Origin of the sequence: Streptomyces sp. SD31, assembly GCF_052068475.1 — a bacterium.
Classification (GTDB): domain Bacteria; phylum Actinomycetota; class Actinomycetes; order Streptomycetales; family Streptomycetaceae; genus Streptomyces.
Genome location: NZ_JBQHCX010000003.1, coordinates 134,591 through 161,138, shown reverse-complemented (window position 1 = coordinate 161,138; position 26,548 = coordinate 134,591). Strand labels below are relative to the sequence as shown.

24 protein-coding genes are annotated in these 26,548 nt (G+C 69.7%); 21 read left to right on the top strand and 3 right to left on the bottom strand.

Annotated features, from left to right (window positions below):
* Nucleotides 1–176: 176 nt before the first annotated feature.
* Nucleotides 177–2,708 carry a GTP pyrophosphokinase gene (relA, locus tag ACTMVF_RS08075; protein WP_441270257.1) on the top strand — a complete coding sequence of 844 codons (2,532 nt, stop codon included), beginning with the start codon at nucleotides 177–179 and terminating at the stop codon, nucleotides 2,706–2,708.
* A gap of 106 nt (nucleotides 2,709–2,814) precedes the next feature.
* Here the strand turns inward: relA and ACTMVF_RS08070 are convergent, their stop codons facing one another.
* Together ACTMVF_RS08070 and ACTMVF_RS08065 are read right to left on the bottom strand one after the other, a co-directional pair.
* On the bottom strand, nucleotides 2,815–4,044 hold the full coding sequence (locus ACTMVF_RS08070; RefSeq protein ID WP_441270256.1) for a DUF349 domain-containing protein: 1,230 nt from the start codon (nucleotides 4,042–4,044) through the stop codon (nucleotides 2,815–2,817).
* Between the two features lie 135 nt (nucleotides 4,045–4,179).
* Nucleotides 4,180–4,995, bottom strand: a complete 816-nt coding sequence (locus ACTMVF_RS08065) for a peptidylprolyl isomerase (protein ID WP_441270255.1) — start codon at nucleotides 4,993–4,995, stop codon at nucleotides 4,180–4,182.
* Between the two features lie 181 nt (nucleotides 4,996–5,176).
* On the opposite strand from ACTMVF_RS08065, the gene ACTMVF_RS08060 reads away from it, so the two are divergent.
* From ACTMVF_RS08060 to nusB, 18 genes are all read left to right on the top strand, one after another.
* The gene (locus ACTMVF_RS08060) at nucleotides 5,177–5,887 is read left to right on the top strand and encodes an MBL fold metallo-hydrolase (protein ID WP_441270254.1); all 711 of its coding nucleotides are present in this window, start codon (nucleotides 5,177–5,179) and stop codon (nucleotides 5,885–5,887) included.
* 11 nt (nucleotides 5,888–5,898) lie between these two features.
* Nucleotides 5,899–7,161, top strand: coding sequence for a histidine--tRNA ligase (hisS, locus tag ACTMVF_RS08055; RefSeq protein WP_441270253.1), 1,263 nt, complete (start codon nucleotides 5,899–5,901; stop codon nucleotides 7,159–7,161).
* A 197-nt stretch (nucleotides 7,162–7,358) separates the two neighbouring features.
* The gene (locus tag ACTMVF_RS08050; RefSeq protein ID WP_441270252.1) at nucleotides 7,359–8,018 is read left to right on the top strand and encodes a vitamin K epoxide reductase family protein; all 660 of its coding nucleotides are present in this window, start codon (nucleotides 7,359–7,361) and stop codon (nucleotides 8,016–8,018) included.
* Nucleotides 8,019–8,089: 71 nt separating this feature from the next.
* On the top strand, nucleotides 8,090–9,445 hold the full coding sequence (locus ACTMVF_RS08045; protein WP_441270251.1) for a replication-associated recombination protein A: 1,356 nt from the start codon (nucleotides 8,090–8,092) through the stop codon (nucleotides 9,443–9,445).
* A 302-nt stretch (nucleotides 9,446–9,747) separates the two neighbouring features.
* A complete protein-coding gene (gene rpsD, locus ACTMVF_RS08040; RefSeq protein WP_062674288.1) occupies nucleotides 9,748–10,362 on the top strand; it encodes a 30S ribosomal protein S4 in 615 nt (204 codons plus the stop codon).
* Between the two features lie 217 nt (nucleotides 10,363–10,579).
* The gene (locus tag ACTMVF_RS08035; protein ID WP_441270250.1) at nucleotides 10,580–11,035 is read left to right on the top strand and encodes a DUF948 domain-containing protein; all 456 of its coding nucleotides are present in this window, start codon (nucleotides 10,580–10,582) and stop codon (nucleotides 11,033–11,035) included.
* Nucleotides 11,036–11,043: 8 nt separating this feature from the next.
* Nucleotides 11,044–11,403: a hypothetical protein gene (locus ACTMVF_RS08030; protein ID WP_441270249.1), complete on the top strand. Its 360-nt coding sequence runs from the start codon at nucleotides 11,044–11,046 to the stop codon at nucleotides 11,401–11,403.
* The gene (gene alaS / locus ACTMVF_RS08025; protein WP_441270248.1) at nucleotides 11,403–14,075 is read left to right on the top strand and encodes an alanine--tRNA ligase; all 2,673 of its coding nucleotides are present in this window, start codon (nucleotides 11,403–11,405) and stop codon (nucleotides 14,073–14,075) included. The genes ACTMVF_RS08030 and alaS overlap by 1 nt, the downstream gene beginning before the upstream one ends.
* Before the next feature lie 35 nt (nucleotides 14,076–14,110).
* On the top strand, nucleotides 14,111–14,575 hold the full coding sequence (gene ruvX, locus ACTMVF_RS08020; protein WP_441270560.1) for a Holliday junction resolvase RuvX: 465 nt from the start codon (nucleotides 14,111–14,113) through the stop codon (nucleotides 14,573–14,575).
* 124 nt (nucleotides 14,576–14,699) lie between these two features.
* Nucleotides 14,700–16,409, top strand: a complete 1,710-nt coding sequence (gene mltG, locus ACTMVF_RS08015) for an endolytic transglycosylase MltG (protein WP_441270247.1) — start codon at nucleotides 14,700–14,702, stop codon at nucleotides 16,407–16,409.
* Nucleotides 16,390–17,229 (top strand): shikimate dehydrogenase, encoded by an 840-nt coding sequence (locus tag ACTMVF_RS08010; RefSeq protein WP_441270246.1) that lies wholly within the window; start codon nucleotides 16,390–16,392, stop codon nucleotides 17,227–17,229. The genes mltG and ACTMVF_RS08010 overlap by 20 nt, the downstream gene beginning before the upstream one ends.
* A 320-nt stretch (nucleotides 17,230–17,549) precedes the next feature.
* Nucleotides 17,550–18,734, top strand: coding sequence for a chorismate synthase (aroC, locus tag ACTMVF_RS08005; protein ID WP_441270245.1), 1,185 nt, complete (start codon nucleotides 17,550–17,552; stop codon nucleotides 18,732–18,734).
* A complete protein-coding gene (locus ACTMVF_RS08000; RefSeq protein ID WP_441270244.1) occupies nucleotides 18,731–19,246 on the top strand; it encodes a shikimate kinase in 516 nt (171 codons plus the stop codon). Before aroC ends, ACTMVF_RS08000 begins: the two co-directional genes overlap by 4 nt.
* Complete coding sequence (aroB, locus tag ACTMVF_RS07995) at nucleotides 19,243–20,334, top strand: 3-dehydroquinate synthase (RefSeq protein ID WP_441270243.1); 1,092 nt, start codon at nucleotides 19,243–19,245, stop codon at nucleotides 20,332–20,334. The genes ACTMVF_RS08000 and aroB overlap by 4 nt, the downstream gene beginning before the upstream one ends.
* Nucleotides 20,335–20,505: 171 nt before the next feature.
* Nucleotides 20,506–21,381: a Pro-rich N-terminal domain-containing protein gene (locus tag ACTMVF_RS07990; RefSeq protein WP_441270242.1), complete on the top strand. Its 876-nt coding sequence runs from the start codon at nucleotides 20,506–20,508 to the stop codon at nucleotides 21,379–21,381.
* A gap of 408 nt (nucleotides 21,382–21,789) precedes the next feature.
* Nucleotides 21,790–22,896 (top strand): aminopeptidase P family protein, encoded by a 1,107-nt coding sequence (locus ACTMVF_RS07985; protein ID WP_441270241.1) that lies wholly within the window; start codon nucleotides 21,790–21,792, stop codon nucleotides 22,894–22,896.
* A 51-nt stretch (nucleotides 22,897–22,947) separates the two neighbouring features.
* Entirely contained in the window at nucleotides 22,948–23,514 is a 567-nt protein-coding gene (efp, locus tag ACTMVF_RS07980; protein ID WP_403332981.1) for an elongation factor P, read from the top strand.
* A 2-nt stretch (nucleotides 23,515–23,516) separates the two neighbouring features.
* Nucleotides 23,517–23,951 (top strand): transcription antitermination factor NusB, encoded by a 435-nt coding sequence (nusB, locus tag ACTMVF_RS07975; RefSeq protein ID WP_441270240.1) that lies wholly within the window; start codon nucleotides 23,517–23,519, stop codon nucleotides 23,949–23,951.
* A 167-nt stretch (nucleotides 23,952–24,118) separates the two neighbouring features.
* Here the strand turns inward: nusB and bldD are convergent, their stop codons facing one another.
* The gene (bldD, locus tag ACTMVF_RS07970; protein WP_004002691.1) at nucleotides 24,119–24,622 is read right to left on the bottom strand and encodes a transcriptional regulator BldD; all 504 of its coding nucleotides are present in this window, start codon (nucleotides 24,620–24,622) and stop codon (nucleotides 24,119–24,121) included.
* Between the two features lie 254 nt (nucleotides 24,623–24,876).
* Between bldD and pyrR the strand changes: the two genes are divergently transcribed.
* Both pyrR and ACTMVF_RS07960 read left to right on the top strand, forming a co-directional pair.
* A complete protein-coding gene (pyrR, locus tag ACTMVF_RS07965) occupies nucleotides 24,877–25,449 on the top strand; it encodes a bifunctional pyr operon transcriptional regulator/uracil phosphoribosyltransferase PyrR (protein WP_441270239.1) in 573 nt (190 codons plus the stop codon).
* A 103-nt stretch (nucleotides 25,450–25,552) separates the two neighbouring features.
* On the top strand, nucleotides 25,553–26,548 hold the full coding sequence (locus tag ACTMVF_RS07960) for an aspartate carbamoyltransferase catalytic subunit (protein ID WP_441270238.1): 996 nt from the start codon (nucleotides 25,553–25,555) through the stop codon (nucleotides 26,546–26,548).

The following is a 26,548-nucleotide window of genomic DNA, read 5'->3' as shown; positions in this document are numbered from 1 at the left end:
CGCGCCGACCGCGTAGGGTGACCGAGGCGGGCCCGGAGGAATCCGGCGCCCGCCTCGTGCGTTTCTTGGGTAGACGGCCCTCACATCGGGCTGAAGGCGATCCTGGGGCGCAGGATCGCTACCATGGGGTTTCCGGAGCCTGACCGGGGGACCCGGATCGCGCACGAGGAGCCCTCTTGCCAGACGAGGCCCAGCACCTGACCGCCGCCAAGCCCGAGTCCGCCTCGGCACCCGCGGCGAAGCCCGCGCCGAACGCGCCGCACGCGAAGAACGACACCCGCGGGCCGGTCGAGCATGCCCAGTCCGCGCCCGTCGACAAGTCGGCCGACCAGTCGCGACCCAAGCCCACCCCGCCCGAGCGCCCCGCACCGGTGGTCCGGCCGAACACCGGCCAGCCCGCCCGCTCCGGCTCCTCCAACCGCGTCCGCGCCCGCCTCGCCCGTCTCGGCGTCCAGCGCTCCAACCCGTACAATCCGGTCCTGGAGCCGTTGCTGCGGATAGTGCGCAGCAACGACCCGAAGATCGAGACGGCCACGCTCCGCAAGATCGAGACCGCCTACCAGGTCGCCGAGCGCTGGCACCGCGGCCAGAAGCGCAAGAGCGGCGACCCGTACATCACGCACCCGCTCGCCGTCACCACCATCCTCGCCGAGCTGGGCATGGATCCGGCCACCCTGATGGCGGGCCTGCTGCACGACACCGTCGAGGACACCGAGTACGGCCTCGACCAGCTCCGCCGCGACTTCGGCGACTCGGTCGCCCTGCTCGTCGACGGCGTCACCAAGCTGGACAAGGTCAAGTTCGGCGAGGCCGCGCAGGCCGAGACCGTGCGCAAGATGGTCGTCGCCATGGCCAAGGACCCCCGCGTCCTGGTCATCAAGCTCGCCGACCGCCTGCACAACATGCGCACCATGCGCTACCTCAAGCGCGAGAAGCAGGAGAAGAAGGCGCGCGAGACCCTCGAGATCTACGCGCCCCTCGCCCACCGCCTCGGCATGAACACCATCAAGTGGGAGCTGGAGGACCTCGCCTTCGCGATCCTCTACCCCAAGATGTACGACGAAATCGTACGGCTGGTGGCCGAGCGGGCACCGAAGCGTGACGAGTACCTGGCCATAGTGACCGACGAGGTCCAGCAGGACCTGCGCGCCGCCCGCATCAAGGCGACCGTCACCGGCCGCCCGAAGCACTACTACAGCGTCTACCAGAAGATGATCGTCCGCGGTCGCGACTTCGCGGAGATCTACGACCTGGTGGGCATCCGCGTCCTCGTCGACACGGTCCGCGACTGCTACGCCGCCCTCGGCACCGTGCACGCGCGATGGAACCCGGTCCCCGGCCGGTTCAAGGACTACATCGCGATGCCCAAGTTCAACATGTACCAGTCGCTGCACACGACGGTCATCGGGCCCAACGGCAAGCCCGTCGAGCTGCAGATCCGCACCTTCGACATGCACCGCCGCGCCGAGTACGGCATCGCCGCGCACTGGAAGTACAAGCAGGAGGCGGTCGCCGGCGCCTCCAAGGTGCGCACCGACGTCCCCAAGGCCGGCAAGGGCAAGGACGACCACCTCAACGACATGGCGTGGCTGCGCCAGCTGCTGGACTGGCAGAAGGAGACCGAGGACCCGGGGGAGTTCCTGGAGTCCCTGCGCTTCGACCTGTCCCGCAACGAGGTCTTCGTCTTCACCCCCAAGGGCGACGTCATAGCGCTCCCGGCCGGGGCCACCCCCGTCGACTTCGCGTACGCCGTCCACACCGAGGTCGGCCACCGCACCATAGGAGCGCGGGTCAACGGCAGGCTCGTGCCTCTCGAATCCACCCTGGACAACGGCGACTTGGTGGAGGTCTTCACCTCCAAGGCAGCCGGCGCGGGCCCCTCCCGTGACTGGCTGGGCTTCGTCAAGTCGCCGCGCGCCCGCAACAAGATCCGCGCCTGGTTCTCCAAGGAGCGCCGCGACGAGGCGATCGAGCAGGGCAAGGACGCCATCGTCCGCGCGATGCGCAAGCAGAACCTGCCGATCCAGCGCATCCTGACCGGCGACTCCCTGGTCACGCTCGCGCACGAGATGCGCTACCCGGACATCTCTGCGCTGTACGCGGCGATCGGCGAAGGCCATGTCTCCGCCCAGAACGTCGTACAGAAGCTCGTCCAGGCACTCGGCGGGGAGGAGGCCGCCACCGAGGAGATCGACGAGTCGGTCCCGCCGACCCGCGGTCGCAGCCGCAAACGCCGCTCCAGCGCCGACCCCGGCGTCATCGTCAAGGGCGTCGAGGACGTGTGGGTCAAGCTGGCCCGCTGCTGTACGCCCGTACCCGGCGACCCGATCATCGGCTTCGTCACGCGCGGTAGCGGAGTATCGGTTCACCGCAGCGACTGTGTGAACGTGGAGTCACTGTCCCGCGAGCCCGAGCGCATCCTCGACGTCGAGTGGGCGCCCACCCAGTCCTCGGTCTTCCTGGTCGCCATCCAGGTCGAGGCCTTGGACCGCTCCCGCCTCCTCTCCGACGTCACCCGCGTACTGTCCGACCAGCACGTCAACATCCTCTCCGCGGCCGTCCAGACCTCCCGCGACCGCGTTGCCACCTCCCGCTTCACCTTCGAGATGGGCGACCCGAAGCACCTCGGGCACGTGCTCAAGGCGGTCAGGGGTGTCGAGGGCGTGTACGACGTGTACCGCGTGACATCGGCGCGCAGCCGGTCGTAGGACACGTCACGACGAGCTCGTAGGCATTCCACGAGCGAGTACGACGAGAAGGGCCCCGTACATCGCGTACGGGGCCCTTCTCGTCGTCAAGCTGTAGTCCCGGCCGTCAGCCGCCGAACTCCTGCAGGCCCTTCAGCGCCTGGTCCAGGAGCGCCTGGCGGCCCTCCAGCTCACGCTGGAGCTTGTCGGCCTTGGCGTTGTTGCCCTGGGCGCGCGCCTGCTCGATCTGGCCCGTCAGCTTGTCCACGGCGGCCTGGAGCTGACCGGTCAGCCCCTCGGCACGCGCGCGTGCCTCCGGGTTGGTCCGGCGCCACTCGGCCTCCTCGGCCTCCTGGATGGCCCGCTCGACTGCGTGCATCCGGCCCTCGACCTTCGGGCGGGCGTCGCGCGGCACATGGCCGATGGCCTCCCAGCGCTCGTTGATCGAGCGGAAGGCGGCCCGCGTGCCCTTCAGGTCGCCGATCGGCAGGAGCTTCTCGGCCTCCTCGGCCAGCTCCTCCTTCAGCTTCAGGTTCTCCGCCTGCTCGGCGTCGCGCTCGGCGAAGACCGAGCTTCGGGCCGCGAAGAAGACGTCCTGGGCGCCGCGGAAGCGGTTCCACAGGTCGTCCTCGTGCTCGCGCTGGGCGCGGCCGGCGGCCTTCCACTCCGACATCAACTCGCGGTACCGCGCCGCCGTCGGACCCCAGTCGGTCGAAGCCGACAGCGACTCGGCCTCGGCGACCAGCCGCTCCTTGGTCTTGCGAGCCTCCTCGCGCTGCGCGTCCAGCTGCGCGAAGTGCGCCTTGCGGCGCTTGGAGAACGCCGACCGGGCGTGCGAGAAGCGGTGCCACAGCTCGTCGTCCGACTTGCGGTCCAGCCGCGGCAGACCCTTCCAGGTGTCCACCAGGGCCCGCAGCCGCTCACCGGCAGCCCGCCACTGGTCGGACTGGGCCAGCTCCTCCGCCTCGGTGACCAGCGCCTCCTTGGCGTGCCGGGCCTCGTCGGACTGCTTGGCGCGCTGCTGCTTGCGCTCCTCGCGGCGCTTGTCGACGGTCTCGACCAGCTTGTCCAGGCGGGTCCGCAGGGCGTCCAGGTCGCCCACCGCGTGGTGCGCGTCGACCTGCTCACGGATGTGGTCGATCGCAGCCTGCGCGTCCTTCGCCGACAGGTCGGTGGTCTTCACTCGCTTCTCGAGGAGGCCGATCTCGACAACCAGGCCCTCGTACTTGCGCTCGAAGTAGGCCAGCGCCTCCTCAGGGGAGCCGGCCTGCCAGGATCCGACGACCTGCTCGCCGTCGGCCGTACGCACGTACACGGTCCCCGTCTCGTCGACGCGGCCCCACGGGTCGCTGCTCACAGCGCCTCCTCCACATGATGCCTGCGAGGGGCTTGTGTTCCCCCGGGCATCGTCCACAGTTTCGTCACGGCCAACATAGGCGACCGGCGGGTTGCCTGTCCGCATCCCGCGCGACCGAAATTACGCAGTTGGCGGTCAGGATTTCGTGACCGTCGCCTTGTTGATGACGACCGTCGCGACAGGCGCCCCGTCGCCCTGGCCAGTGCTCTCGCCGGCGTCGGCAATCTTCTTGAGTACCTTCATGCCGGATTCGGAAACGGTACCGAACGGTGTGTAGCTGGGCGGGAGCTGACTGTCCTGGTAGACGAGGAAGAACTGGCTGCCGCCGGAGTTCTTCTGCCCGGTGTTCGCCATCGCGACGGTGCCCGCCGGGTAGATGTTGTCCTTGAGGCTTTTGTCCTTCAGGTTCTCGTCCGGGATCGTGTACCCGGGACCGCCCGTGCCGGTGCCCGTCGGGTCGCCGCACTGCAGCACATAGATGTTGTTGGTGGTGAGCCGGTGGCACTTGGAGTGGTCGAAGTAGCCCTTGCCGGCGAGGAAGTCGAACGAGTTCACGGTGTGCGGGGCGGCCGAGGCCTTCAGCGCGATGTCTATGTCACCGCAGGTCGTCGCGAGCTTCATCGTGTACTTCGCCGACTTGTCGACGGTCAGCTCCGGTTCCTTCTTCCAGGTCGCCGTCTTGACCTTGCCCTCGGCGGGCTTCTCGCACGGGTCCTCGGCCTTGGGGGGCGCGCTCGGCGTGACCTCCGAGCTCGCGTTCTCCTTGCTGTCGTCCTCCTTGAGGACCCCGGTCGTGTACAGCGCGAGGCTGCCGATGATGACCACCCCGAGCGCCGACGCGATCACAGAGTTGCGCATGCGCGCCTTGCGTCGGGCGGATGTGCGCCGCTGCTGCTGCCGCAAGAACTTCTCCCGGGCGAGCTGACGCCGCCGCTGTTCCTGGCTGACCACCGGGTTCTCTCCTCATGCCTCGTGTGTGTCGACCGGTACGCGCGCGTCCAATGAGTCGATCGCCCGCGTGTGCCCCGTACCGTATATGGGTTCGCTGAGGAATCGGCAGCGCCGGTAGGCTCTGACGACAGGCGAAGCCCGCCGACAAACCACCTGTGTCGACACAAACGTAAGGACGATCGTGCTCATTGCCGGGTTCCCCGCCGGGGCCTGGGGGACGAACTGTTATCTCGTCGCCCCCGCCGCCGGCGAGGAGTGCGTGATCATCGACCCGGGCCACGAAGCGGCCCCCGGAGTCGAGGAAGCGCTGAAGAAGCATCGGCTCAAGCCCGTCGCCGTCGTCCTCACCCACGGCCATCTCGACCACGTGGCCTCGGTCGTCCCGGTGTGCGGCGCACACGACGTACCGGCCTGGATCCACCCCGAGGACCGGTACATGATGAGCGACCCCGAGAAGGCGCTCGGCCGCTCCATCGGCATGCAGCTGATGGGCGAGTTGACCATCGGGGAGCCGGACGACGTCAAGGAGCTGACCGACGGCGCGAAGCTGGAGCTGGCCGGGATGGAGCTGACCGTCGCGCACGCGCCGGGCCATACCAAGGGGTCGGTGACCTTCGGCCTGCCCGAGGCGGCGGACATCCCGCCGATCCTCTTCTCGGGCGACCTGCTGTTCGCCGGCTCCATCGGACGCACCGACCTGCCCGGCGGTGACATGGCCGAGATCCTCGACTCGCTGGCCCGCGTGTGCCTGCCGCTCGACGACTCGACCGTGGTGCTGTCCGGCCACGGCCCCCAGACGACCATCGGCCAAGAGCGTGCCACCAACCCCTACTTGCGGCAGGTGGCCGCCGGCCTGGGAGCGCAAGCCGACGCTCCCCGACGAGGAATGTGACGAGACTTTCCGTGAGCACCTTCAAGGCCCCCAAGGGCACGTACGACCTGATCCCCCCGGACTCCGCCAAGTACCTGGCGGTCCGTGAGGCGATCGCGGCTCCCCTGCGCAACTCCGGCTACGGCTACATCGAGACGCCCGGCTTCGAGAGCGTCGAACTGTTCGCGCGCGGCGTCGGCGAGTCCACCGACATCGTGACCAAGGAGATGTACGCCTTCGAGACCAAGGGCGGCGACAGGCTCGCCCTGCGCCCCGAGGGCACGGCCTCGGTCCTGCGCGCGGCCCTGGAGGCCAACCTGCACAAGGCGGGCAACCTCCCGGTCAAGCTCTGGTACTCCGGCTCGTACTACCGCTACGAGCGCCCCCAGAAGGGCCGCTACAGGCACTTCTCCCAGGTCGGCGCCGAAGCGATCGGCGCCGAGGACCCGGCGCTGGACGCCGAGTTGATCATCCTGGCCGACCAGGCCTACCGCTCGCTGGGCCTGAGCGACTTCCGGATCCTGCTCAACAGCCTGGGCGACAAGGAGTGCCGCCCGGTGTACCGAGCGGCGCTGCAGGACTTCCTGCGCGGCCTGGACCTGGACGAGGACACCCTGCGCCGCGCGGAGATCAACCCGCTGCGCGTCCTCGACGACAAGCGCGAGTCGGTCCAGAAGCAGCTGACCGGCGCCCCGCTCCTGCGCGACTACCTCTGCGACGCCTGCAAGGCGTACCACGAGGAGGTCCGTGAACTGATCACCGCCGCGGGCGTCGCCTTCGAGGACGACCCGAAGCTGGTGCGCGGCCTGGACTACTACACGCGTACCACCTTCGAGTTCGTCCACGACGGTCTGGGCTCCCAGTCGGCGGTGGGCGGCGGCGGCCGCTACGACGGCCTGTCCGAGATGATCGGCGGCCCCGCGCTGCCGTCCGTCGGCTGGGCCCTGGGCGTCGACCGCACGGTGCTCGCCCTGGAGGCGGAGGGTGTGGAACTCCAACTCCCGTCGTCCACCAGCGTGTTCGCGGTGCCGCTCGGCGAGGAGGCCCGCCGGGTGCTGTTCGCCAAGGTCACCGAGCTGCGCAAGGTCGGTATCGCTGCGGACTTCTCCTACGGCGCCAAGGGCCTCAAGGGCGCCATGAAGAACGCCAACCGCAGCGGTGCCCGCTACACGATCGTCGCCGGCGAACGTGACCTCGCCGAAGGCGTCGTCCAGCTCAAGGACATGGAATCCGGCGAGCAGGCGGCCGTCGGCGTCAACGAGATCGTGGCCGAGCTGGAAGCCCGGCTGGGCTGATTTCCGAAAGGGCGGGGACCGGTTCGGTCCCCGCCCTTTGCCGTCCCGTCCGCCGTCCCCTCCGTGTCCTGAACCGAGCGTCTTCACACCGTCGCGCGTATTTCCTTATGTCCAGCGAACGGTGGGCACGGGTGCGTGTACGGCACAATGTGCCCTGTCCGGAGAAACTCCAAGTCTCAAGTGACGGAATCGGCGTGATGAGCAAGACGACAGTCCAAGACGTCTCCACCGAGCCCGAGCCGGAGCGTGCCGAGGCGGCGTCGCCGCGATCGGCGGGCGGCAGCCGTGCGTTCGCCCTGATGCTGGTGATCACCGGCGCGGCGGGACTGCTTGCCGCGTGGGTCATCACGATCGACAAGTTCAAGCTGCTCGAGGCCAAGGTCGAGGGCAAGACGTTCACCCCGGGCTGCAGCCTGAACCCCGTCGTCTCCTGCGGCAGCGTCATGGAGAGCAAGCAGGCCGCCGTCTTCGGGTTCCCCAACCCGATGCTCGGTCTGGTCGCCTACGGCATCGTCATCTGCGTCGGCATGAGCCTGCTCGGCCGCGCCCGCTTCCCGCGCTGGTACTGGCTCACCCTCAACGCCGGCACCCTCTTCGGGGTGAGCTTCTGCGCCTGGCTGATGTTCCAGTCGCTGTACCGGATCAACGCGCTGTGCCTGTGGTGCTCGCTGGCCTGGGTCGCGACGATCATCATGTTCTGGTATGTGACGTCGTTCAACATCCGCAACGGCTTCCTGCCCGCGCCGAACTGGCTCAAGAGCTTCTTCGGCGAGTTCACCTGGGTCGTGCCCGTCCTGCACATCGGAATCATCGGCATGCTCATCCTGACCCGCTGGTGGGACTTCTGGACCAGCTGAGGCGCCGGGCCCGGCCGGGCCTTTTCCGGGGCCCGGCGGGATTGTCAGTGCGGTGATTTAGGGTTTCCAGCGTGGAGCCCGACTTGTTCACCGCCGCCGCAGAAGAACGCCAGGAGAAGGACCCCGCCGGCAGTCCCCTGGCGGTGCGCATGCGCCCGCGCACCCTGGACGAGGTGGTGGGCCAGCAGCACCTGCTGAAGCCGGGCTCGCCCCTGCGCAGACTCGTCGGCGAATCAGGCGGCGGCCCCGCCGGGCCCTCCTCGGTGATCCTCTGGGGCCCGCCCGGCACCGGCAAGACCACCCTGGCCTATGTCGTCTCCAAGGCCACCAACAAGCGCTTCGTCGAGCTCTCCGCCATCACCGCCGGGGTGAAGGAGGTCCGCGCGGTCATCGACGGCGCCCGCCGCGCCACCGGCGGCTTCGGCAAGGAGACCGTCCTCTTCCTCGACGAGATCCACCGCTTCAGCAAGGCCCAGCAGGACTCCCTCCTCCCGGCCGTCGAGAACCGCTGGGTGACCCTCATCGCGGCGACCACCGAGAACCCGTACTTCTCGGTCATCTCCCCCCTCCTGTCCCGCTCCCTCCTCCTCACCCTCGAACCCCTCACCGACGACGACCTGCGGGGCCTGCTGCACCGCGCCCTCGCCGACGAGCGCGGCCTCAAGGGCACCGTCACCCTCCCCGAGGACACCGAGGCCCACCTGCTGCGCATCGCCGGCGGCGACGCCCGCCGCGCCCTGACCGCCCTGGAGGCGGCCGCCGGTGCCGCGCTCGACAAGGGCGAGACGGAGATCGGCCTGCAGACACTGGAGGAGACCGTCGACCGGGCGGCGGTGAAGTACGACCGCGACGGCGACCAGCACTACGACGTGGCCAGCGCCCTCATCAAGTCCATCCGCGGCTCCGACGTCGACGCCGCCCTGCACTACCTGGCCCGCATGATCGAGGCCGGCGAGGACCCCCGCTTCATCGCCCGCCGCCTGATGATCTCCGCCAGCGAGGACATCGGCCTCGCCGACCCGAACGCCCTGCCGATCGCGGTCGCGGCAGCCCAGGCCGTCGCCATGATCGGCTTCCCCGAGGCCGCCCTCACCCTCAGCCACGCCACCATCGCCCTCGCGCTGGCCCCCAAGTCCAACGCCGCGACCACCGCGATCGGCGCCGCCCTGGACGACGTACGCAAGGGACTGGCCGGCCCCGTCCCGCCGCACCTGCGCGACGGGCACTACAAGGGCGCCGCCAAGCTGGGGCACGCGCAGGGGTACGTGTATCCGCACGACCTGGCCGAGGGCATCGCCGAGCAGCAGTACGCGCCGGACGCCCTCAAGGACCGCGAGTACTACACCCCGACCCGGCACGGCGCCGAGGCGCGGTACGCGGACGCCGTGGAGTGGACCAGGAAACACCTCGGTCGCAAGCGGTCCTGAGCAGCCTGTAGACTCGCTCGAAGTGCTGCGTCCCGTGTCCGGCTCCGGTCGGCGCCTCAGGCGGGACAACCAGCCGGATCTTTTGATCCAGGAGCGTCGCGCACCGCCGTAGGTGTCGCGGGCAGCCCACCACCACCCGTAGGTTCCGGGACCGGTCGGTGGGCCGTTCGTGTGCTGCACGTATGTGCCCAGACCAGGGGAACGGCTGCCTGACAAGTCCCTCGTGGACCTGTCGGGATTCCCCGGCTGCGGATTGCGACCTCCCGTAACCCTGAGGCAGCCGAATAGGAAAAGGAAAAGAAGTGGCGAACCAGTCCCGCCCCAAGGTCAAGAAGTCGCGTGCCCTCGGCATCGCGCTGACCCCGAAGGCCGTCAAGTACTTCGAGGCCCGTCCCTACCCGCCGGGTGAGCACGGCCGTGGCCGCAAGCAGAACTCGGACTACAAGGTCCGTCTGCTGGAGAAGCAGCGTCTGCGTGCGCAGTACGACGTGTCCGAGCGTCAGCTCGTCCGCGCCTACGAGCGTGCCTCCAAGGTTCAGGGCAAGACCGGTGAGGCCCTGATCATCGAGCTCGAGCGCCGTCTCGACGCCCTGGTCCTGCGTTCGGGCATCGCCCGCACCATCTACCAGGCCCGTCAGATGGTCGTTCACGGCCACATCGAGGTCAACGGCCAGAAGGTCGACAAGCCGTCCTTCCGCGTCAAGCCCGACGACGTCGTGATGGTCCGTGAGCGCAGCCGCGAGAAGACCCTCTTCTCCATCGCCCGTGAGGGCGGCTTCGCCCCCGAGGGTGAGACCCCGCGCTACCTCCAGGTGAACCTCAAGGCCCTGGCGTTCCGCCTGGACCGCGAGCCGAACCGCAAGGAGATCCCGGTGATCTGCGACGAGCAGCTCGTCGTCGAGTACTACGCCCGCTGATCCTTCGGCGGTCGTAGGACTTCTGCGCCTGAGCCCGCCGTCTCCCCGCCCTTCCGGGCGGGCGAGGCGGCGGGCTTTCGCATGCCCCCGGCCGGCCTTCCGGCAACTCGGCTCCGCGCGGGTGGTAATCCGGTGCAGAGCGGCACCCCCGGCGCGATAGGCTCGGTGCACGACTTTTTCGATGTAGACCGATGTAGAGGCACGTTTCAGGGAGCGGGTGCACACAGTGTCCGGTGGAGAGGTTGCCGGGATCCTGGTGGCCGTGTTCTGGGCGATCCTGGTCTCCTTCCTCGCCGTCGCGCTGGCGAGGCTGGCCCAGACGCTCAAGGCGACCACCAAGCTCGTCGCGGACGTGACCGACCAGGCCGTCCCGCTCCTGGCAGAGGCCTCCACGGCGGTGCGCTCCGCGCAGACCCAGATCGACCGGGTCGACGCGATCGCCTCCGACGTCCAGGAGGTCACGTCGAACGCCTCCGCGCTGTCGACCACCGTCGCGTCCACCTTCGGCGGCCCCCTGGTCAAGGTCGCGGCCTTCGGCTACGGCGTGCGCCGGGCCCTCGGCGGCCGTAAGGACGACGAGCCCGCCAAGGAGTCCCGACGCACCGTGATCGTGGGCCGCACGGTTCCGGCCACGCGACGGGGCAAGCGAAACCTCCGCGGAAAGAGGGACTGAGACCCAGCATGTTCCGCCGTACGTTCTGGTTCACCACGGGCGTCGCCGCCGGTGTGTGGGCCACCACCAAGGTCAACCGGAAGCTGAAGCAGCTGACCCCCGAGAGTCTCGCCGCGACCGCGACGAACAAGGCCATCGAGGCAGGTCACCGGCTCAAGGACCGAGCGGTGGGCTTCGCGCTCGACGTCCGCGACAACATGGCCCAGCGGGAGGAGGAACTGGGCGACGCGCTGGGCATCAACGCCCCCGTCGACCACGAACTCCCGGCACCCCGGCGGTACGCCGCCATCGAGAACCGCAACAACCCGAAGTACGTCGAGGGCTCGACGTACCAGACGCACTCGTACAACCGGAATGAGGACCACTGATGGAGTCGGCCGAGATTCGCCGCCGCTGGCTGAGCTTCTTCGAGGAGCGCGGGCACACCGTCGTCCCTTCGGCGTCGCTCATCGCGGACGACCCGACTCTGCTCCTCGTCCCGGCCGGCATGGTGCCCTTCAAGCCCTACTTCCTGGGTGAGGTCAAGCCGCCCTACGCCCGTGCCACGAGCGTCCAGAAGTGCGTCCGCACGCCGGACATCGAAGAGGTCGGCAAGACCACGCGGCACGGCACGTTCTTCCAGATGTGCGGCAACTTCTCCTTCGGCGACTACTTCAAGGAAGGCGCCATCAAGCTCGCCTGGGAGCTGCTGACCAGCCCCCAGGACAAGGGCGGTTACGGCCTCGACCCCGAGCGTCTGTGGATCACCGTCTACAAGGACGACGACGAGGCCGAGCGCATCTGGCACGAGGTCGTCGGCGTGCCGCAGGAGCGCATCCAGCGCCTCGGCATGAAGGACAACTACTGGTCCATGGGCGTCCCCGGCCCCTGCGGCCCCTGTTCCGAGATCAACTACGACCGCGGCCCCGAGTTCGGCGTCGAGGGCGGCCCCGCCGTCAACGACGAGCGGTACGTGGAGATCTGGAACCTCGTCTTCATGCAGTACGAGCGCGGCGAGGGCACCGGCAAGGACAACTTCGAGATCCTCGGCGAACTGCCCAGCAAGAACATCGACACGGGCCTGGGTCTCGAGCGACTCGCCATGATTCTGCAGGGCGTGCAGAACATGTACGAGATCGACACCTCCATGGCCGTCATCAAGAAGGCCACCGAGCTGACCGGTGTCGCCTACGGCGACGCCCACGCCTCGGACGTCTCCCTGCGCGTGGTCACCGACCACATGCGCACGTCCGTGATGCTCATCGGCGACGGCGTCACCCCCGGCAACGAGGGCCGTGGCTACGTGCTGCGCCGCATCATGCGCCGCGCCATCCGCAACATGCGTCTGCTCGGCGCCACCGGCCCGGTCGTCAAGGACCTGATCGATGTCGTCATCGGCATGATGGGCCAGCAGTACCCCGAGCTCGTCACCGACCGCGAGCGCATCGAGAAGGTCGCCCTCGCCGAGGAGAACGCCTTCCTCAAGACGCTGAAGGCCGGCACCAACATCCTCGACACCGCCGTCAGCGAGACCAAGGCCTCCGGCGCCTCGGTCCTGCCCGGCGACAAGGCGTTCCTGCTCCACGACACCTGGGGCTTCCCGATCGACCTCACCCTCGAGATGGCCGCCGAGCAGGGGCTTTCCGTGGACGAGGACGGCTTCCGCCGCCTGATGAAGGAGCAGCGGGAGCGCGCCAAGGCCGACGCCCAGGCCAAGAAGACCGGCCACGCCGGTGCCGGCGCCTACCGGGAGATCGCCGACAAGGTCGGTGAGACCGACTTCATCGGCTACGGCGACACCGAGGGCGAGTCCACCATCGTCGGGATCCTCGTCGACGGCGCCTCCTCCCCGGCCGCGACCGAGGGCGACGAGGTCGAGATCGTCCTCGACCGCACCCCGTTCTACGCCGAGGGCGGCGGCCAGATCGGTGACACCGGCCGTATCAAGGTCGACACCGGCGCCGTCATCGAGATCCGCGACTGCCAGAAGCCGGTCCCCGGCGTCTACGTCCACAAGGGCGTCGTCCAGGTCGGCGAGGTCACCGTAGGCGCCAAGGCCCATGCCTCGATCGACGCCCGCCGCCGCACGGCCATCGCCCGCGCCCACTCGGCCACCCACCTCACCCACCAGGCCCTGCGCGACGCCCTCGGCCCGACGGCCGCCCAGGCCGGTTCCGAGAACCAGCCCGGCCGCTTCCGCTTCGACTTCGGTTCGCCGTCCGCCGTTCCTACGGCCGTGATGACCGACGTCGAGCAGAAGATCAACGAGGTGCTCGCCCGTGACCTCGACGTCCGCGCCGACGTCATGGGCATCGACGAGGCCAAGAAGCAGGGCGCCATCGCCGAGTTCGGCGAGAAGTACGGCGAGCGGGTCCGTGTGGTGACCATCGGCGACTTCTCCAAGGAGCTGTGCGGCGGTACGCACGTGCACAACACCTCCCAGCTGGGCCTGGTGAAGCTGCTCGGCGAGTCGTCGATCGGCTCCGGTGTGCGCCGTATCGAGGCCCTCGTAGGCGTCGACGCCTACAACTTCCTCGCCCGTGAGCACACGGTCGTCGCCCAGCTCCAGGAGCTGATCAAGGGCCGCCCGGAGGAGCTCCCGGAGAAGGTCTCCGCCATGCTCGGCAAGCTGAAGGACGCCGAGAAGGAGATCGAGAAGTTCCGCGCCGAGAAGGTCCTGCAGGCCGCCGCCGGCCTCGCCGAGTCCGCCAAGGACGTCCGCGGTATCGCGGTCGTCACCGGCCAGGTCCCGGACGGCACCTCGCCCGACGACCTGCGCAAGCTGGTCCTCGACGTACGCGGCCGTATCCAGGGCGGACGCGCCGCCGTGGTCGCCCTGTTCACGGTCAACAACGGCAAGCCCCTGACGGTCATCGCCACCAACGACGCCGCCCGCGAGCGCGGCCTCAAGGCCGGCGACCTGGTCCGTACGGCCGCCAAGACCCTCGGCGGTGGCGGTGGCGGCAAGCCGGACGTCGCCCAGGGCGGCGGTCAGAACCCGGCCGCCGTCGGCGAGGCCGTCGAGGCCGTCGAACGCCTCGTGGCGGAAACGGCCAAGTGAGCGCCGAGACACAGGCGAGCGGCGACGGCCCGGGCATGCGCCGCGGCCGCCGCCTCGCGATCGACGTCGGGGACGCCCGCATCGGGGTCGCCTCCTGCGACCCCGACGGGATCCTCGCCACCCCGGTGGAGACGGTCCCGGGCCGGGACGTCCCGGCAGCTCACCGCCGCCTGGGGCAACTCGTCGAGGAGTACGAGCCGATCGAGGTCGTCGTAGGTCTCCCTCGCTCCCTCAAGGGGGGCGAGGGCCCGGCCGCGGTCAAGGTCAGGGGCTTCGCCCAGGAACTCGCCCGCATGATCGCGCCCGTACCGGTCAGGCTCGTGGATGAGCGGATGACGACCGTGACGGCCAGTCAGGGACTGCGCGCCTCGGGCGTGAAGTCGAAGAAGGGCCGGTCGGTGATCGACCAGGCAGCCGCTGTGATCATCTTGCAGCAGGCGCTCGAATCCGAACGGGTGTCAGGTAAAGCACCCGGAGAGGGCGTCGAAGTGGTCATCTGATCGCGATACGGTAACGTTCCGCGCGATGCGCCGGTGTTCGAACAGCCGACGCACAGAGAGAGGCGGGACGGGAGCCGGATCTACACCAGCCGCGTGACCGCCGCCTCGCGGCTCTAGGGGATCGATGACTGAGTATGGCCGGGGCCCCGGCTCCGAACCGTGGCATCCCGAGGACCCGTTGTTCGGGGACGGTGGATGGGAAGGGCAGCAGGCCCATGCGGGCCGGCAGGCTGCCTACGGCGGCCAGCCGCAGCATTATCCGGAGCAGCCGCAGCAGCCGCAGCAATACGGCGACTGGGGCGACGGCCAGCAGGCCGCATATGGTCAGGCGCAGCAGTACCAGCAGCAGGGTCAGCAGTACCCGGAGCAGGGCCAGCAGTACCCGCACCAGTACGAGCAGCAGCAGTACGCGGGCCAGGGGCAGCAGTCGTACGACAACAACGGCTGGGGCACCGGCGCTCACACGCACGGCCAGTACCCCGACCCGGCCGACCCTTACGGGCAGCAGGCCGCGGCGTACGGCGGTGAGCAGCACGACTACTACGGCACACCCGACGCGTACCCGCCGCCGGAGCCGCCGGGCCGGCGGCAAGCCGAGCCCGAGCCGCCCCAGACCGACTGGGATCCCGGTCCCGACCAGGGCGAACACGCCTTCTTCGCCGGTGGCGGCGACGAGGACGAAGACGATCCCGACGACGAGTCGGGAGGCGGCCGGGGACGCGGTGACCGCCGGGGCCGGGGCGGAAAGCCCAAGAAGCGGCGCAGTGGGATGGCCTGTCTGGTGGTCGTTCTGATCTTCGGCGGAGGCGTGGCCGGAGTCGGGTATTTCGGGTACCAGTTTTACCAGGATCGTTTCGGCGCGGCGCCGGACTACGCCGGGGACGGTACGAGCCAGACGGTGACCGTCGAGATTCCCAAGGGTGCGTTCGGATCCCAGATCGGTCAGCGGTTGAAGGCGGCCGGTGTCGTGAAGAGCGTCGACGCGTTCGTCGCCGCTCAGCAGCAGAATGCCGACGGAGACAAGATCCAGGCGGGCGCCTATCTGCTGAAGAAGCAGATGTCCGCCGCGAGCGCCGTCGAGATGATGCTCGACCCCAAGAGCCAGAACAACGTTCTGGTCAGGCCGGGCGAGCGGAATGTGGCCGTCTACAAGGCGATCGACGAGCAGCTCGAATTGTCGTCCGGCACCACCAAGAAGGTCGCTGAGAAGAAATACAAGAGCCTCGGGCTTCCGAGTTGGGCGAACGACAACAGCGAGATCAAGGACCCGCTGGAAGGCTTCTTGTACCCGGGCACCTATCCCGCGGCAAAGGGCATGAAGCCCGAGGTCGTGCTGAAGGAGATGGTGACCCAGGCCGCGGGGAAGTACGCGGCACTGGGTCTGGAATCCAAGGCCAAGGCGCTCAAGCTGGACAACCCTCTGCAGGTCATCACCGTCGCCAGCCTCGTCCAGGCCGAGGGCAAGACCCACGACGACTACCGCAAGATGGCGGAGGTGGTCTACAACCGTCTCGACCTCGCGAATCCCGAGACCTACGGTGCCCTGCAGTTCGACTCGACCTTCAATTACCTGAAGGGTCAGAGCAACATCGACATCAGCGAGTCGGAGATCAAGAGCAACCCGGACCCGTACAACACGTACTACCACAAGGGTCTGCCGCCCGGCCCGATCGGAAACCCGGGGGACGGTGCGCTGAAGGGGACGCTTAATCCGACCGACCAGGGCTGGTACTACTTCGTGGCGACCGACGGTGTGAACAGGACCGAATTCGCCAAGACACACGATGAATTCCTCAGGCTCAAGGACAAGTTCAATGAGAGCAGGGCCGACTGACGCCCGCCGGGCTGCCGTCCTCGGTTCGCCCATCGCCCACTCCCTCTCCCCGGTGCTGCACCGCGCCGCGTACGAGGAGCTGAAGCTCACGGGCTGGTCGTACGACCGCTTCGAGATCGACGAGGCCGCCCTGCCCGGCTTCCTCGCGGAACTCGGGCCGGAGTGGGCCGGGTTGTCGCTGACCATGCCGCTCAAGCGGGCCGTCCTTCCGCTGCTCGACGAGATCAGCGAGACGGCGGCCTCGGTCGAGGCGGTCAACACGGTCGTCCTCACCGAGGACGGCCGCCGCGTCGGCGACAACACCGACATCCCCGGGATGGTCGCCGCGCTGCGGGAGCGCGGCATCGAACAGGTCGACTCGGCGGCGATCCTCGGCGCCGGCGCCACGGCGTCCTCCGCGCTGGCCGCGCTCGCGCGCATCTGCACCGGTGAGGTCGTGGCGTACGTCCGCAGCGAGGCGCGCGCGGCCGAGATGCGGCAGTGGGGCGAGCGGCTCGACGTCGAGCTCCGTACGGCGGACTGGGCCGACGCGGACAGGGCGCTGCGCGCGCCGCTGGTGATCGCGACCACCCCGGCCGGTACGACCGACGCCCTCGCCTCCGCCGTACCGGAGCGCCCCGCCACCCTGTTCGACGTGCTCTACGACCCCTGGCCGACCGCTCTCGCGGCTCGCTGGTCGATGTACGGCGGTGCCGTCGTCAGCGGGCTCGATCTGCTGGTCCACCAGGCGGTGCTCCAGGTGGAGCAGATGACCGGCTGTGTTCCGGCACCCCTGGAGGCCATGCGAAAGGCGGGGGAGCGCGCGCTCGCGGGCCGCTAGGATCCGCTGAGTTCCGCAGGGGGCGGAGAAGTTCGGGGGCGAGTACGAGCCGTGTCCGGCGGCGCAGCGGCCGAGCGGTGCCGGTTTCCTCGGCGCTCGCGCCGCAACAGCGCCAGGGCAACGGGCCCCACGTGATCCCTCCCGGCGCCCGGCGATGTCCCTCCGCCGTCCCGCTTGGTGGACCGGCGGCCGGGGAGCGGGCCCGGACGTGGGAGGATCGAAGGTGGCGGGCCAGGGCCGCGCACCTGGTCGCGCCGTCGACGTACGCGAGGACGCGCGTACGCAGGGCAGTACCAGGGCGCGAGGACTGAGGAGCAACGTTGAGCAGGTTGCGCTGGCTGACCGCGGGGGAGTCCCACGGTCCCGCACTCGTGGCGACGCTGGAGGGCCTTCCCGCCGGCGTGCCGATCACCACGGAGATGGTGGCCGACCACCTGGCCCGGCGCCGGCTCGGTTATGGACGCGGCGCGCGCATGAAGTTCGAGCGTGACGAGGTCACCTTCCTCGGCGGCGTCCGGCACGGCCTCACCCTCGGTTCCCCGGTCGCGATCATGGTGGGCAACACCGAGTGGCCGAAGTGGGAGCAGGTCATGGCGGCCGACCCGATCGACCCCGAGATCCTGGCGGGCCTGGCCCGCAACGCCCCGCTGACCCGCCCGCGCCCCGGCCACGCCGACCTCGCGGGCATGCAGAAGTACGGCTTCGACGAGGCCCGGCCGATCCTGGAGCGTGCCTCCGCCCGTGAGACGGCGGCCCGCGTGGCGCTGGGCGCGGTGGCCCGGTCGTACCTGAAGGAGACGGCCGGCATCGAGATCGTCAGCCATGTCGTGGAGCTGGCCGCGGCGAAGGCGCCGCAGGGCGTGTACCCGACGCCGGCCGACGTCGAGAAGCTGGACGCGGACCCCGTGCGCTGCCTGGACGCGGACGCGTCGAAGGCGATGGTCGCGGAGATCGACCAGGCCCACAAGGACGGCGACACCCTCGGTGGCGTGGTCGAGATCCTGGCGTACGGCGTCCCCGTCGGCCTGGGCTCGCACGTGCACTGGGACCGCAAGCTGGACGCCCGCCTCGCCGGGGCGCTCATGGGCATTCAGGCGATCAAGGGTGTCGAGCTCGGCGACGGCTTCGAGCTGGCCCGCGTCCCCGGTTCCAAGGCGCACGACGAGATCGTGAAGACACCCGAGGGCATCCGCCGTGTCTCCGGCCGTTCCGGCGGTACCGAGGGCGGCCTCACCACCGGTGAGCTGCTGCGGGTGCGCGCCGCGATGAAGCCGATCGCGACCGTGCCGCGCGCCCTGCAGACGGTGGACGTCACCACCGGCGAGGCGGCGCAGGCCCACCACCAGCGCTCCGACGTGTCCGCGGTCCCGGCCGCCGGGATCGTCGCCGAGGCGATGGTCGCGCTGGTCCTCGCGGACGCGGTGGCGGAGAAGTTCGGCGGCGACTCGGTCACCGAGACCCGCCGCAACGTGACCTCGTACCTCGACAACCTCGCCATCCGATGAGCGGGCCGCTGGTCGTCCTGGTCGGCCCGATGGGGGTGGGCAAGTCCACCGTCGGGCAGCTGCTGGCCGAGCGGCTGGGGGTCACCTACCGGGACACCGACGACGACATCGTGGCCGAGCAGGGCCGGACCATCGCCGAGATCTTCGTCGACGAGGGCGAGCCCGCCTTCCGCGCCATAGAGAAGGCTGCCGTGCACCGGGCGCTGGCCGGACACGACGGCGTTCTCGCTCTCGGCGGCGGTTCGATCCTGGACGCGGACACGCGCGCGTTGCTCGCGGGCCAGCGGGTCGTGTACCTGTCGATGGACGTCGAGGAGGCGGTCAAGCGGACCGGGCTGAACGCGGCCCGCCCGCTTCTGGCGGTCAACCCGCGCAAGCAGTGGCGCGAGCTGATGGAGGCCCGTCGGCACCTGTACGAGGAGGTCGCCACGGCCGTCGTCGCGACCGATGGCCGTACGCCCGAAGAGGTCACCGAAATCGCCCTGGACGCACTGGAGTTGAAGGAAGCATGAGCGAGGCAGTCACCCGGATCCAGGTCGGCGGCACCGCGGGGACCGACCCCTACGAGGTCCTGGTGGGCCGTCAGCTCCTGGGCGAGCTGGGTGGGTTGATCGGCGGCAAGGCCCAGCGGGTGGCCGTCGTCCACCCGGAGGCGCTGGCCGAGACCGGCGAGGCGCTGCGGGCCGACCTGGCCGGGCAGGGCTATGAGGCGGTCGCCATCCAGGTGCCGAACGCGGAGGAGGCCAAGACCGCCGAGGTCGCCGCCTACTGCTGGAAGGCGCTGGGCCAGTCCGGCTTCACCCGCTCCGACGTCATCGTCGGTGTGGGTGGCGGGGCGACCACCGACCTCGCCGGGTTCGTGGCGGCCACCTGGCTGCGCGGGGTGCGCTGGATCGCCGTACCGACCACCGTGCTCGCGATGGTGGACGCGGCCGTCGGCGGCAAGACCGGCATCAACACCGCCGAGGGCAAGAACCTCGTGGGCGCCTTCCACCCGCCGGCCGGCGTGCTGTGCGACCTGGCGGCGCTGGAGTCCCTGCCGGTCAACGACTACGTGTCCGGTCTCGCCGAGATCATCAAGGCCGGCTTCATCGCCGACCCGGCGATCCTGGAGCTGATCGAGGCCGACCCGCAGGCCGCGCGGACCCCGGCCGGCCCGCACACCGCCGAGCTGATCGAGCGCTCCATCCGGGTCAAGGCCGAGGTCGTCTCGTCGGACCTGAAGGAGTCGGGCCTCAGGGAGATCCTCAACTACGGCCACACGCTCGGCCACGCCATCGAGAAGAACGAGCGCTACAAGTGGCGGCACGGCGCGGCGGTCTCCGTCGGCATGCACTTCGCCGCCGAACTCGGGCGTCTCGCCGGACGGTTGGACGACGCGACGGCCGACCGTCACCGCACCATCCTCGAATCGGTCGGTCTGCCGCTGCACTACCGCTACGACCAGTGGCCCAAGCTGCTGGAGACCATGAAGGTGGACAAGAAGTCCCGCGGCAATCTGCTGCGCTTCATCGTGCTGGACGGTCTGGCCAAGCCGACCGTCCTGGAGGGCCCCGACCCGGCCGTCCTGCTCGCGGCGTACGGCGAAGTCGGCCAGTAAGTCCCCGGAAGCGCGCTTGCGTCCGATTCGCCTGTGGCGATGGGCACTTCGGACCGCCTCCGGCCGTTCACCAAACGTCGGCCGGGGGCGGTACCGTTCGGTAGCGAGCGGGGTTCGTGTGCCCTGCTGACAGCGCCAATGGCCATGGAAGACGAGACGGAGTGGCACCGGATGCAGCACGCAGTGGGTTCTCCGCTGCCGCCGCCCCACCAGTCGGGGCACGGCTGGTCGCCGGCCGCACAACACCCGGGTCAGCACCACCCGGGCACGCCGCAGGGACCCGCCCCGCATGCCCCGCACCAGGGGTCAGCTCCCGTCCCCCCGCCGCCCCCGGCCCCGGGCTTCACACCCCCCGGCCCGGTCCCGACCGCGCCACAGCAGACCCACGTCCCGCCGACACCCGAAACCACGGGCCACGTACCACTGCCGCCCGGCGGTCCCGTCGGCATGCCGAGCGCCCCGCCCACCACGACGGCACCCGACCCGGCGGCCACGACCCTCGCGGTGCTGCTCATCGGTCCGGCCGGGGCCGGCAAGACGAGCGTCGCCAAGTACTGGGCGGACCACCGCCGGGTCCCCACCGCCCACATCAGCCTCGATGACGTCCGCGAATGGGTCCGCTCGGGTTTCGCCGACCCCCAGTCCGGGTGGAACGACAACTCCGAGGCCCAGTACCGCCTCGCCCGCCGCACCTGCGGCTTCGCCGCCCGCAACTTCCTGGCCAACGGCATCTCCTGCATCCTCGACGACGCGGTCTTCCCCGACCGTCCGGTGGTGGGCCTGGGCGGCTGGAAGCGCCACGTGGGCCCCGGCCTCCTCCCGGTCGTCCTGCTCCCGGGCCTGGAGATCGTCCTGGAGCGCAACGCCGAACGCTCGGGCAACCGCCGCCTCACCGACGAGGAGGTCGCCCGCATCCACGGCCGGATGGCGGGCTGGTACGGCTCGGGCCTCCCGATCATCGACAACTCCCAGCTGGACGTCCCACAGACGGCCCAGGTCCTGAACGACGTCCTGGCCCGCTCCATCGCAAGCCCCCCGAGCTGGTAGCAGACGTGAGGGGACTGCCCTAAGGGGCGCGGCGCTGCCAGCCGACCTGTGCGGAGTGCCCCCAGGGGCGCGGGGCTGTATCGACATGCGGCTCCGCCGCGTGGGCGCGACGGGCCCGCGAACTGGTAGCCGACGTCAAGGAAGTGTCCCCAGGGGCGCGGGGCTGTATGGACGTGCGGCTCCGCCGCGTGGGCGCGACGAGCCGCGAACTGGTAGCCGACGTCAAGGAAGTGTCCCCAGGGGTGCGGGGAACTGCGCGAGCACCCCCCACCCACCCGCAGACGGCACACAACCCCACACGGCACCCCCCTCCCCGAACGGCACCCCCACCACCCAGCACAATCCAGCCACCGCCCACTCAGCCGCCCCCAACCGGCGCCAACCGAGCGGAGCTCTTACGCTCGGGTCATGTCAGAGGTGTACGCCACCCGCCGATCCCGGCTGAGGGACCGCTGCCAAGCCAGCGGCAGCGCCACCGCGCTGATTTCCCGCCCCGCCAACGTCCGCTACCTCGCGGGCGCCGCCCCGCAGGGCTCCGTGCTGCTCCTCGGCAAGACCGAAGACCTGCTCGTGTGCGCCGAACCGCCCGACGACCGCCCCACCGAGGGCCGCCCCGACGAGGCGCTGCGGATCCACACCCTCCCCGGTGCCGGCGGCGACCCCGCCGTCGCCGCGGCCGACCTCGCGGCAGCGCAGGGCGGGGTCTGTCTCGCCGTGGAGGAACACCACCTGACCGTGGCCCGCCACAGGGCCATCCGCTCGGTCGTCCCGCGACTGCGCCTCGCCGACCTCGGCGGGGCCGTGGAGCAGCTGAGGGTGGTCAAGGACGAAGAGGAGATCTCCTGCCTCAGGATCGGCGCCGAGATCGCCGACCAGGCACTCGGGGAACTGCTCGAATCCATCCTCGTCGGCCGCACCGAACGCCACCTCGCCCTGGAACTCGAACGGCGCCTGGTCGATCACGGCGCCGACGGCCCGGCCTTCCCGACCTCGGTCGCCACCGGCCCGAACGCCGGCCGACGCGCCCATCGGCCCACCGACCGCCGCGTCGAGGAGGGCGACTTCCTCTCCGTCTGCCTGGGGGCCACCTACCGCGGCTACCGGTGCGAGATCGGCCGCACCTTCGTCATCGGTACGTCCCCCGCCGACTGGCAGATCGAGTTGTACGACCTCGTCTTCGCCGCTCAGCGCGCCGGACGGGAGTCGCTGGTACCGGGCGCCGCGTACCGCGATGTCGACCGCGCGGCACGTCAGGTACTGGACTCCGCGGGGTACGGGCAGGGCCTTCCGGCCCTGACGGGGCACGGTGTGGGACTCGAAATCGACGAGGACCCGCAGTTGGCTCCCGCGGCCATGGGTAAACTGGACGCTTGCGTGCCGGTCACCGTCGAACCGGGGGTCCACCTCCCGGGCCGGGGCGGCGTCCGGATCGATGACACGCTCGTCGTCCGCCCCGAGGCGGACGGCGGACCCGAGCTACTCACCATCACGACCAAGGAGCTGCTCGCCCTCTAGGAAGGTGCGTGCGCCGGGGTCGTCCACGTCAGTCCAGGAGATTCCGCAACCGTGGCTTCCACGAACGACCTCAAGAACGGCATGGTGCTCAAGCTCGAAGGCGGCCAGCTCTGGTCCGTCGTCGAGTTCCAGCACGTCAAGCCCGGCAAGGGCCCGGCCTTCGTGCGCACCAAGCTCAAGAACGTGCTCTCCGGGAAGGTCGTCGACAAGACCTTCAACGCCGGCGTGAAGGTCGAGACGGCCACCGTCGACAAGCGCGACATGCAGTTCTCCTACATGGACGGCGACTACTTCGTCTTCATGGACATGGAGACCTACGACCAGCTCATGGTCGACCGCAAGGCCGTCGGCGACGCCGCCAACTTCCTGATCGAGGGCTTCACCGCCACCGTCGCGCAGCACGAGGGCGAGGTGCTCTTCGTGGAGCTGCCGGCCGCCGTCGAGCTCGTCATCCAGGAGACCGAGCCGGGCGTCCAGGGCGACCGCTCCACCGGCGGCACCAAGCCCGCCATCCTGGAGACCGGCCACCAGATCCAGGTCCCGCTCTTCATCACCACCGGTGAGAAGATCAAGGTCGACACCCGCACGAGCGACTACCTCGGCCGGGTGAACAGCTAACCGTGGCTGCCCGCAACACGGCCCGCAAGCGCGCCTTCCAGATCCTCTTCGAGGCCGACCAGCGCGGGGCCGACGTCCTGACGGTCCTCGCGGACTGGATCCGGCTCTCCCGGGCCGACACCCGGCAGCCGCCGGTGAGCGAGTACACGATGCAGTTGGTCGAGGGATATGCGCAGCACATCAAGCGCATCGACGAGCTGATCGCGCAGTACTCCGTCGGCTGGACGCTCGACCGCATGCCGGTCGTGGACCGCAACATCCTGCGCCTCGGCGCATACGAGCTGATCTGGGCCGACGAGACCCCGGACGCGGTCGTACTCGACGAGATGGTGCAGCTGGCGAAGGAGTTCTCCACGGACGAGTCGCCCTCGTTCGTCAACGGGCTGCTCGGCCGGCTCAAGGACCTGAAGCCCTCACTGCGCCGGGACGAGGCGTAAGCAGGGAATGCCAAAGGGCCCGCAGCATCACCGCTGCGGGCCCTTTGGCATTCCCGTACACCTACGCCCCCCTAGGCCCTCAGAACGCCGCCGGGGTGGCCGGAACCGTAAAGTTCCGGCCACCCCGGCGGCACGTTTCTGCTGACTGGGTGAAACCCGTGGAGCGCTCAGCTCTCCTCGGCGTGGGAGACCGCGCGGCGCGCGTCCGCGTCCAGCACACCCCAGCTGATCAGCTGCTCGGTGAGAACCGAGGGGGACTGGTCGTAGATGACGGCGAGTGTGCGCAGGTCGTCCTGGCGGATCGAGAGCACCTTGCCGTTGTAGTCACCGCGCTGCGACTGGATGGTCGCCGCATAGCGCTGCAGGGGGCCCGCCTTCTCGGCCGGTACGTGGGCCAGCCGCTCCAGGTCCAGGACCAGCTTCGGCGGCGGCTCGGCGGCGCCGCCCGGCGTGGTGCCCGGCAGCAGCTCCTGCACCGGAACGCCGTAGAAATCCGCCAGCTCCGCGAGGCGCTGCACGGTCACGGCGCGGTCGCCGCGCTCGTACGAACCGACCACGACGGCCTTCCAGCGTCCCTGGGACTTTTCCTCGACACCGTGGAGGGAAAGGCCCTGCTGGGTGCGGATGGCCCGGAGCTTGGCCCCGAGCTGTTTGGCGTATTCGCTGGACATATAGCTCCCCGGACACTGTGTCGACGCGGCCGGCTTCGGTTCCATGCCGCGCGGTTGGTAACTCACTGTGAGGTTACGCAGCGTTACTCTGGCGCGTCAAGCCGAATGGTCCACACCGACGCTTCCGTGCTATCGGTGGCCGATTGGGCCAAGTGGGTGAACGGGGGTGCCTCCCCGGCCTGCTACGGTGGATGGCGCAAACCAGACGTCCTTTAAGGTCCGTCCCGTGAGGCGGAGAAGGAGGTCCTTTTCGTATGGACAAGCAGCTGGACACGCAAGCGTCCGATGCGCGGCCCGTCCTCGAAGGCCCTGACATCGCGCGGGTATTGACCCGCATCGCCCACGAGATCGTCGAGCGCGCCAAGGGCGCCGACGACGTGGTGCTCCTCGGCATCCCGACCCGCGGCGTCTTCCTCGCCCAGCGGCTCGCCGCCAAGCTCGAGCAGATCACCGAGCGCAAGATCCCGGTCGGCTCGCTCGACATCACCATGTACCGCGACGACCTGCGCATGCATCCGCCGCGTGCGCTGGCCCGCACCGAGATCCCCGGTGACGGTCTCGACGGCCGCCTCGTCGTCCTGGTCGACGACGTCCTCTTCTCCGGCCGCACCATCCGCGCCGCCCTCGACGCCCTGAACGACATCGGCCGTCCGCGCGCGGTCCAGCTCGCGGTCCTCGTCGACCGCGGCCACCGCGAACTGCCCATCCGCGCCGACTACGTCGGCAAGAACCTCCCCACGTCGTTGCGGGAGACGGTCAAGGTCCAGCTCGCCGAGGAGGACGGTCGCGACACCGTACTGCTCGGTGCCAAGCAGACCTCCCAGTAGCGCCCACGGCGTACGCCGCTGTCGTACGCCCGCTCAGCGCGCCCACGCGCGCACCCGTCTGCCCCGAATTCTCCTGAATTAACTGCCTTACGGAGCCTGACAGATGCAGCGTCATCTCATCTCGGCCGCCGACCTCACCCGCGACGACGCCATCCTGATCCTCGACACCGCCGAGGAGATGGCCCGTGTCGCCGACCGGCCCATCAAGAAGCTGCCGACCCTGCGCGGCCGCACGATCGTCAACCTCTTCTTCGAGGACTCCACGCGCACGCGTATCTCCTTCGAGGCCGCCGAGAAGCGGCTGTCCGCGGACGTGATCAACTTCTCCGCCAAGGGGTCGAGCGTGTCCAAGGGCGAGTCCCTGAAGGACACCGCCCAGACCCTGGAGGCCATGGGCGTCGACGCCGTCGTCATCCGGCACGGCGCCTCCGGAGCGCCGTACCGCCTCGCCAACTCCGGCTGGATCGACGCGGCCGTCATCAACGCCGGAGACGGCACCCACCAGCACCCCACCCAGGCCCTGTTGGACGCCTTCACCATGCGTCGCCGGCTCGTCGGCCGGGACGCCGGGCTCGGTCAGGACCTCGCCGGCCGGCGCATCACGATCGTCGGCGATGTCCTGCACAGCCGCGTCGCCCGCTCCAACGTCGACCTGCTGCACACCCTCGGCGCCGAGGTCACCCTCGTCGCCCCGCCGACCCTGGTGCCGGTCGGCGTCGAGACCTGGCCCTGCGAGGTGTCGTACGACCTCGACAGCACGCTGGCGAAGACCGACGCGGTGATGATGCTGCGCGTGCAGCGCGAGCGCATGAACGCCGCCTTCTTCCCCACCGAGCGCGAGTACTCGCGGCGCTACGGCCTCGACGGTGACCGCATGGCGCGGATGCCCGAGCACGCCATCGTGATGCACCCCGGTCCGATGGTCCGCGGCATGGAGATCACCGCCGAGGTCGCCGACTCCGACCGCTGCACCGTCGTCGAGCAGGTCGCAAACGGAGTGTCCATCCGGATGGCCGTTCTGTACCTGCTGCTCGGCGGAGCGGTGGTCGATTCCAAGAACGTGCCTGCCGTCACCCACACCCGTACCGAGGAGAAGTAA

What these genes read in the sequence shown, in the direction of transcription:
- ACTMVF_RS08050 (WP_441270252.1), top strand. Translation starts at nt 7,359, where the DNA reads ATGAGCAAGACGACAGTCCAAGACGTCTCCACCGAGCCCGAGCCGGAG.
- ACTMVF_RS07985 (WP_441270241.1), top strand. Translation starts at nt 21,790, where the DNA reads ATGTCAGAGGTGTACGCCACCCGCCGATCCCGGCTGAGGGACCGCTGC.
- alaS (WP_441270248.1), top strand. Translation starts at nt 11,403, where the DNA reads ATGGAGTCGGCCGAGATTCGCCGCCGCTGGCTGAGCTTCTTCGAGGAG.
- mltG (WP_441270247.1), top strand. Translation starts at nt 14,700, where the DNA reads ATGACTGAGTATGGCCGGGGCCCCGGCTCCGAACCGTGGCATCCCGAG.
- aroB (WP_441270243.1), top strand. Translation starts at nt 19,243, where the DNA reads ATGAGCGAGGCAGTCACCCGGATCCAGGTCGGCGGCACCGCGGGGACC.
- pyrR (WP_441270239.1), top strand. Translation starts at nt 24,877, where the DNA reads ATGGACAAGCAGCTGGACACGCAAGCGTCCGATGCGCGGCCCGTCCTC.
- ruvX (WP_441270560.1), top strand. Translation starts at nt 14,111, where the DNA reads ATGCGCCGCGGCCGCCGCCTCGCGATCGACGTCGGGGACGCCCGCATC.
- ACTMVF_RS07960 (WP_441270238.1), top strand. Translation starts at nt 25,553, where the DNA reads ATGCAGCGTCATCTCATCTCGGCCGCCGACCTCACCCGCGACGACGCC.
- ACTMVF_RS08030 (WP_441270249.1), top strand. Translation starts at nt 11,044, where the DNA reads ATGTTCCGCCGTACGTTCTGGTTCACCACGGGCGTCGCCGCCGGTGTG.
- ACTMVF_RS08000 (WP_441270244.1), top strand. Translation starts at nt 18,731, where the DNA reads ATGAGCGGGCCGCTGGTCGTCCTGGTCGGCCCGATGGGGGTGGGCAAG.
- bldD (WP_004002691.1), bottom strand. Translation starts at nt 24,622, where the DNA reads ATGTCCAGCGAATACGCCAAACAGCTCGGGGCCAAGCTCCGGGCCATC.
- ACTMVF_RS08010 (WP_441270246.1), top strand. Translation starts at nt 16,390, where the DNA reads ATGAGAGCAGGGCCGACTGACGCCCGCCGGGCTGCCGTCCTCGGTTCG.
- ACTMVF_RS07990 (WP_441270242.1), top strand. Translation starts at nt 20,506, where the DNA reads ATGCAGCACGCAGTGGGTTCTCCGCTGCCGCCGCCCCACCAGTCGGGG.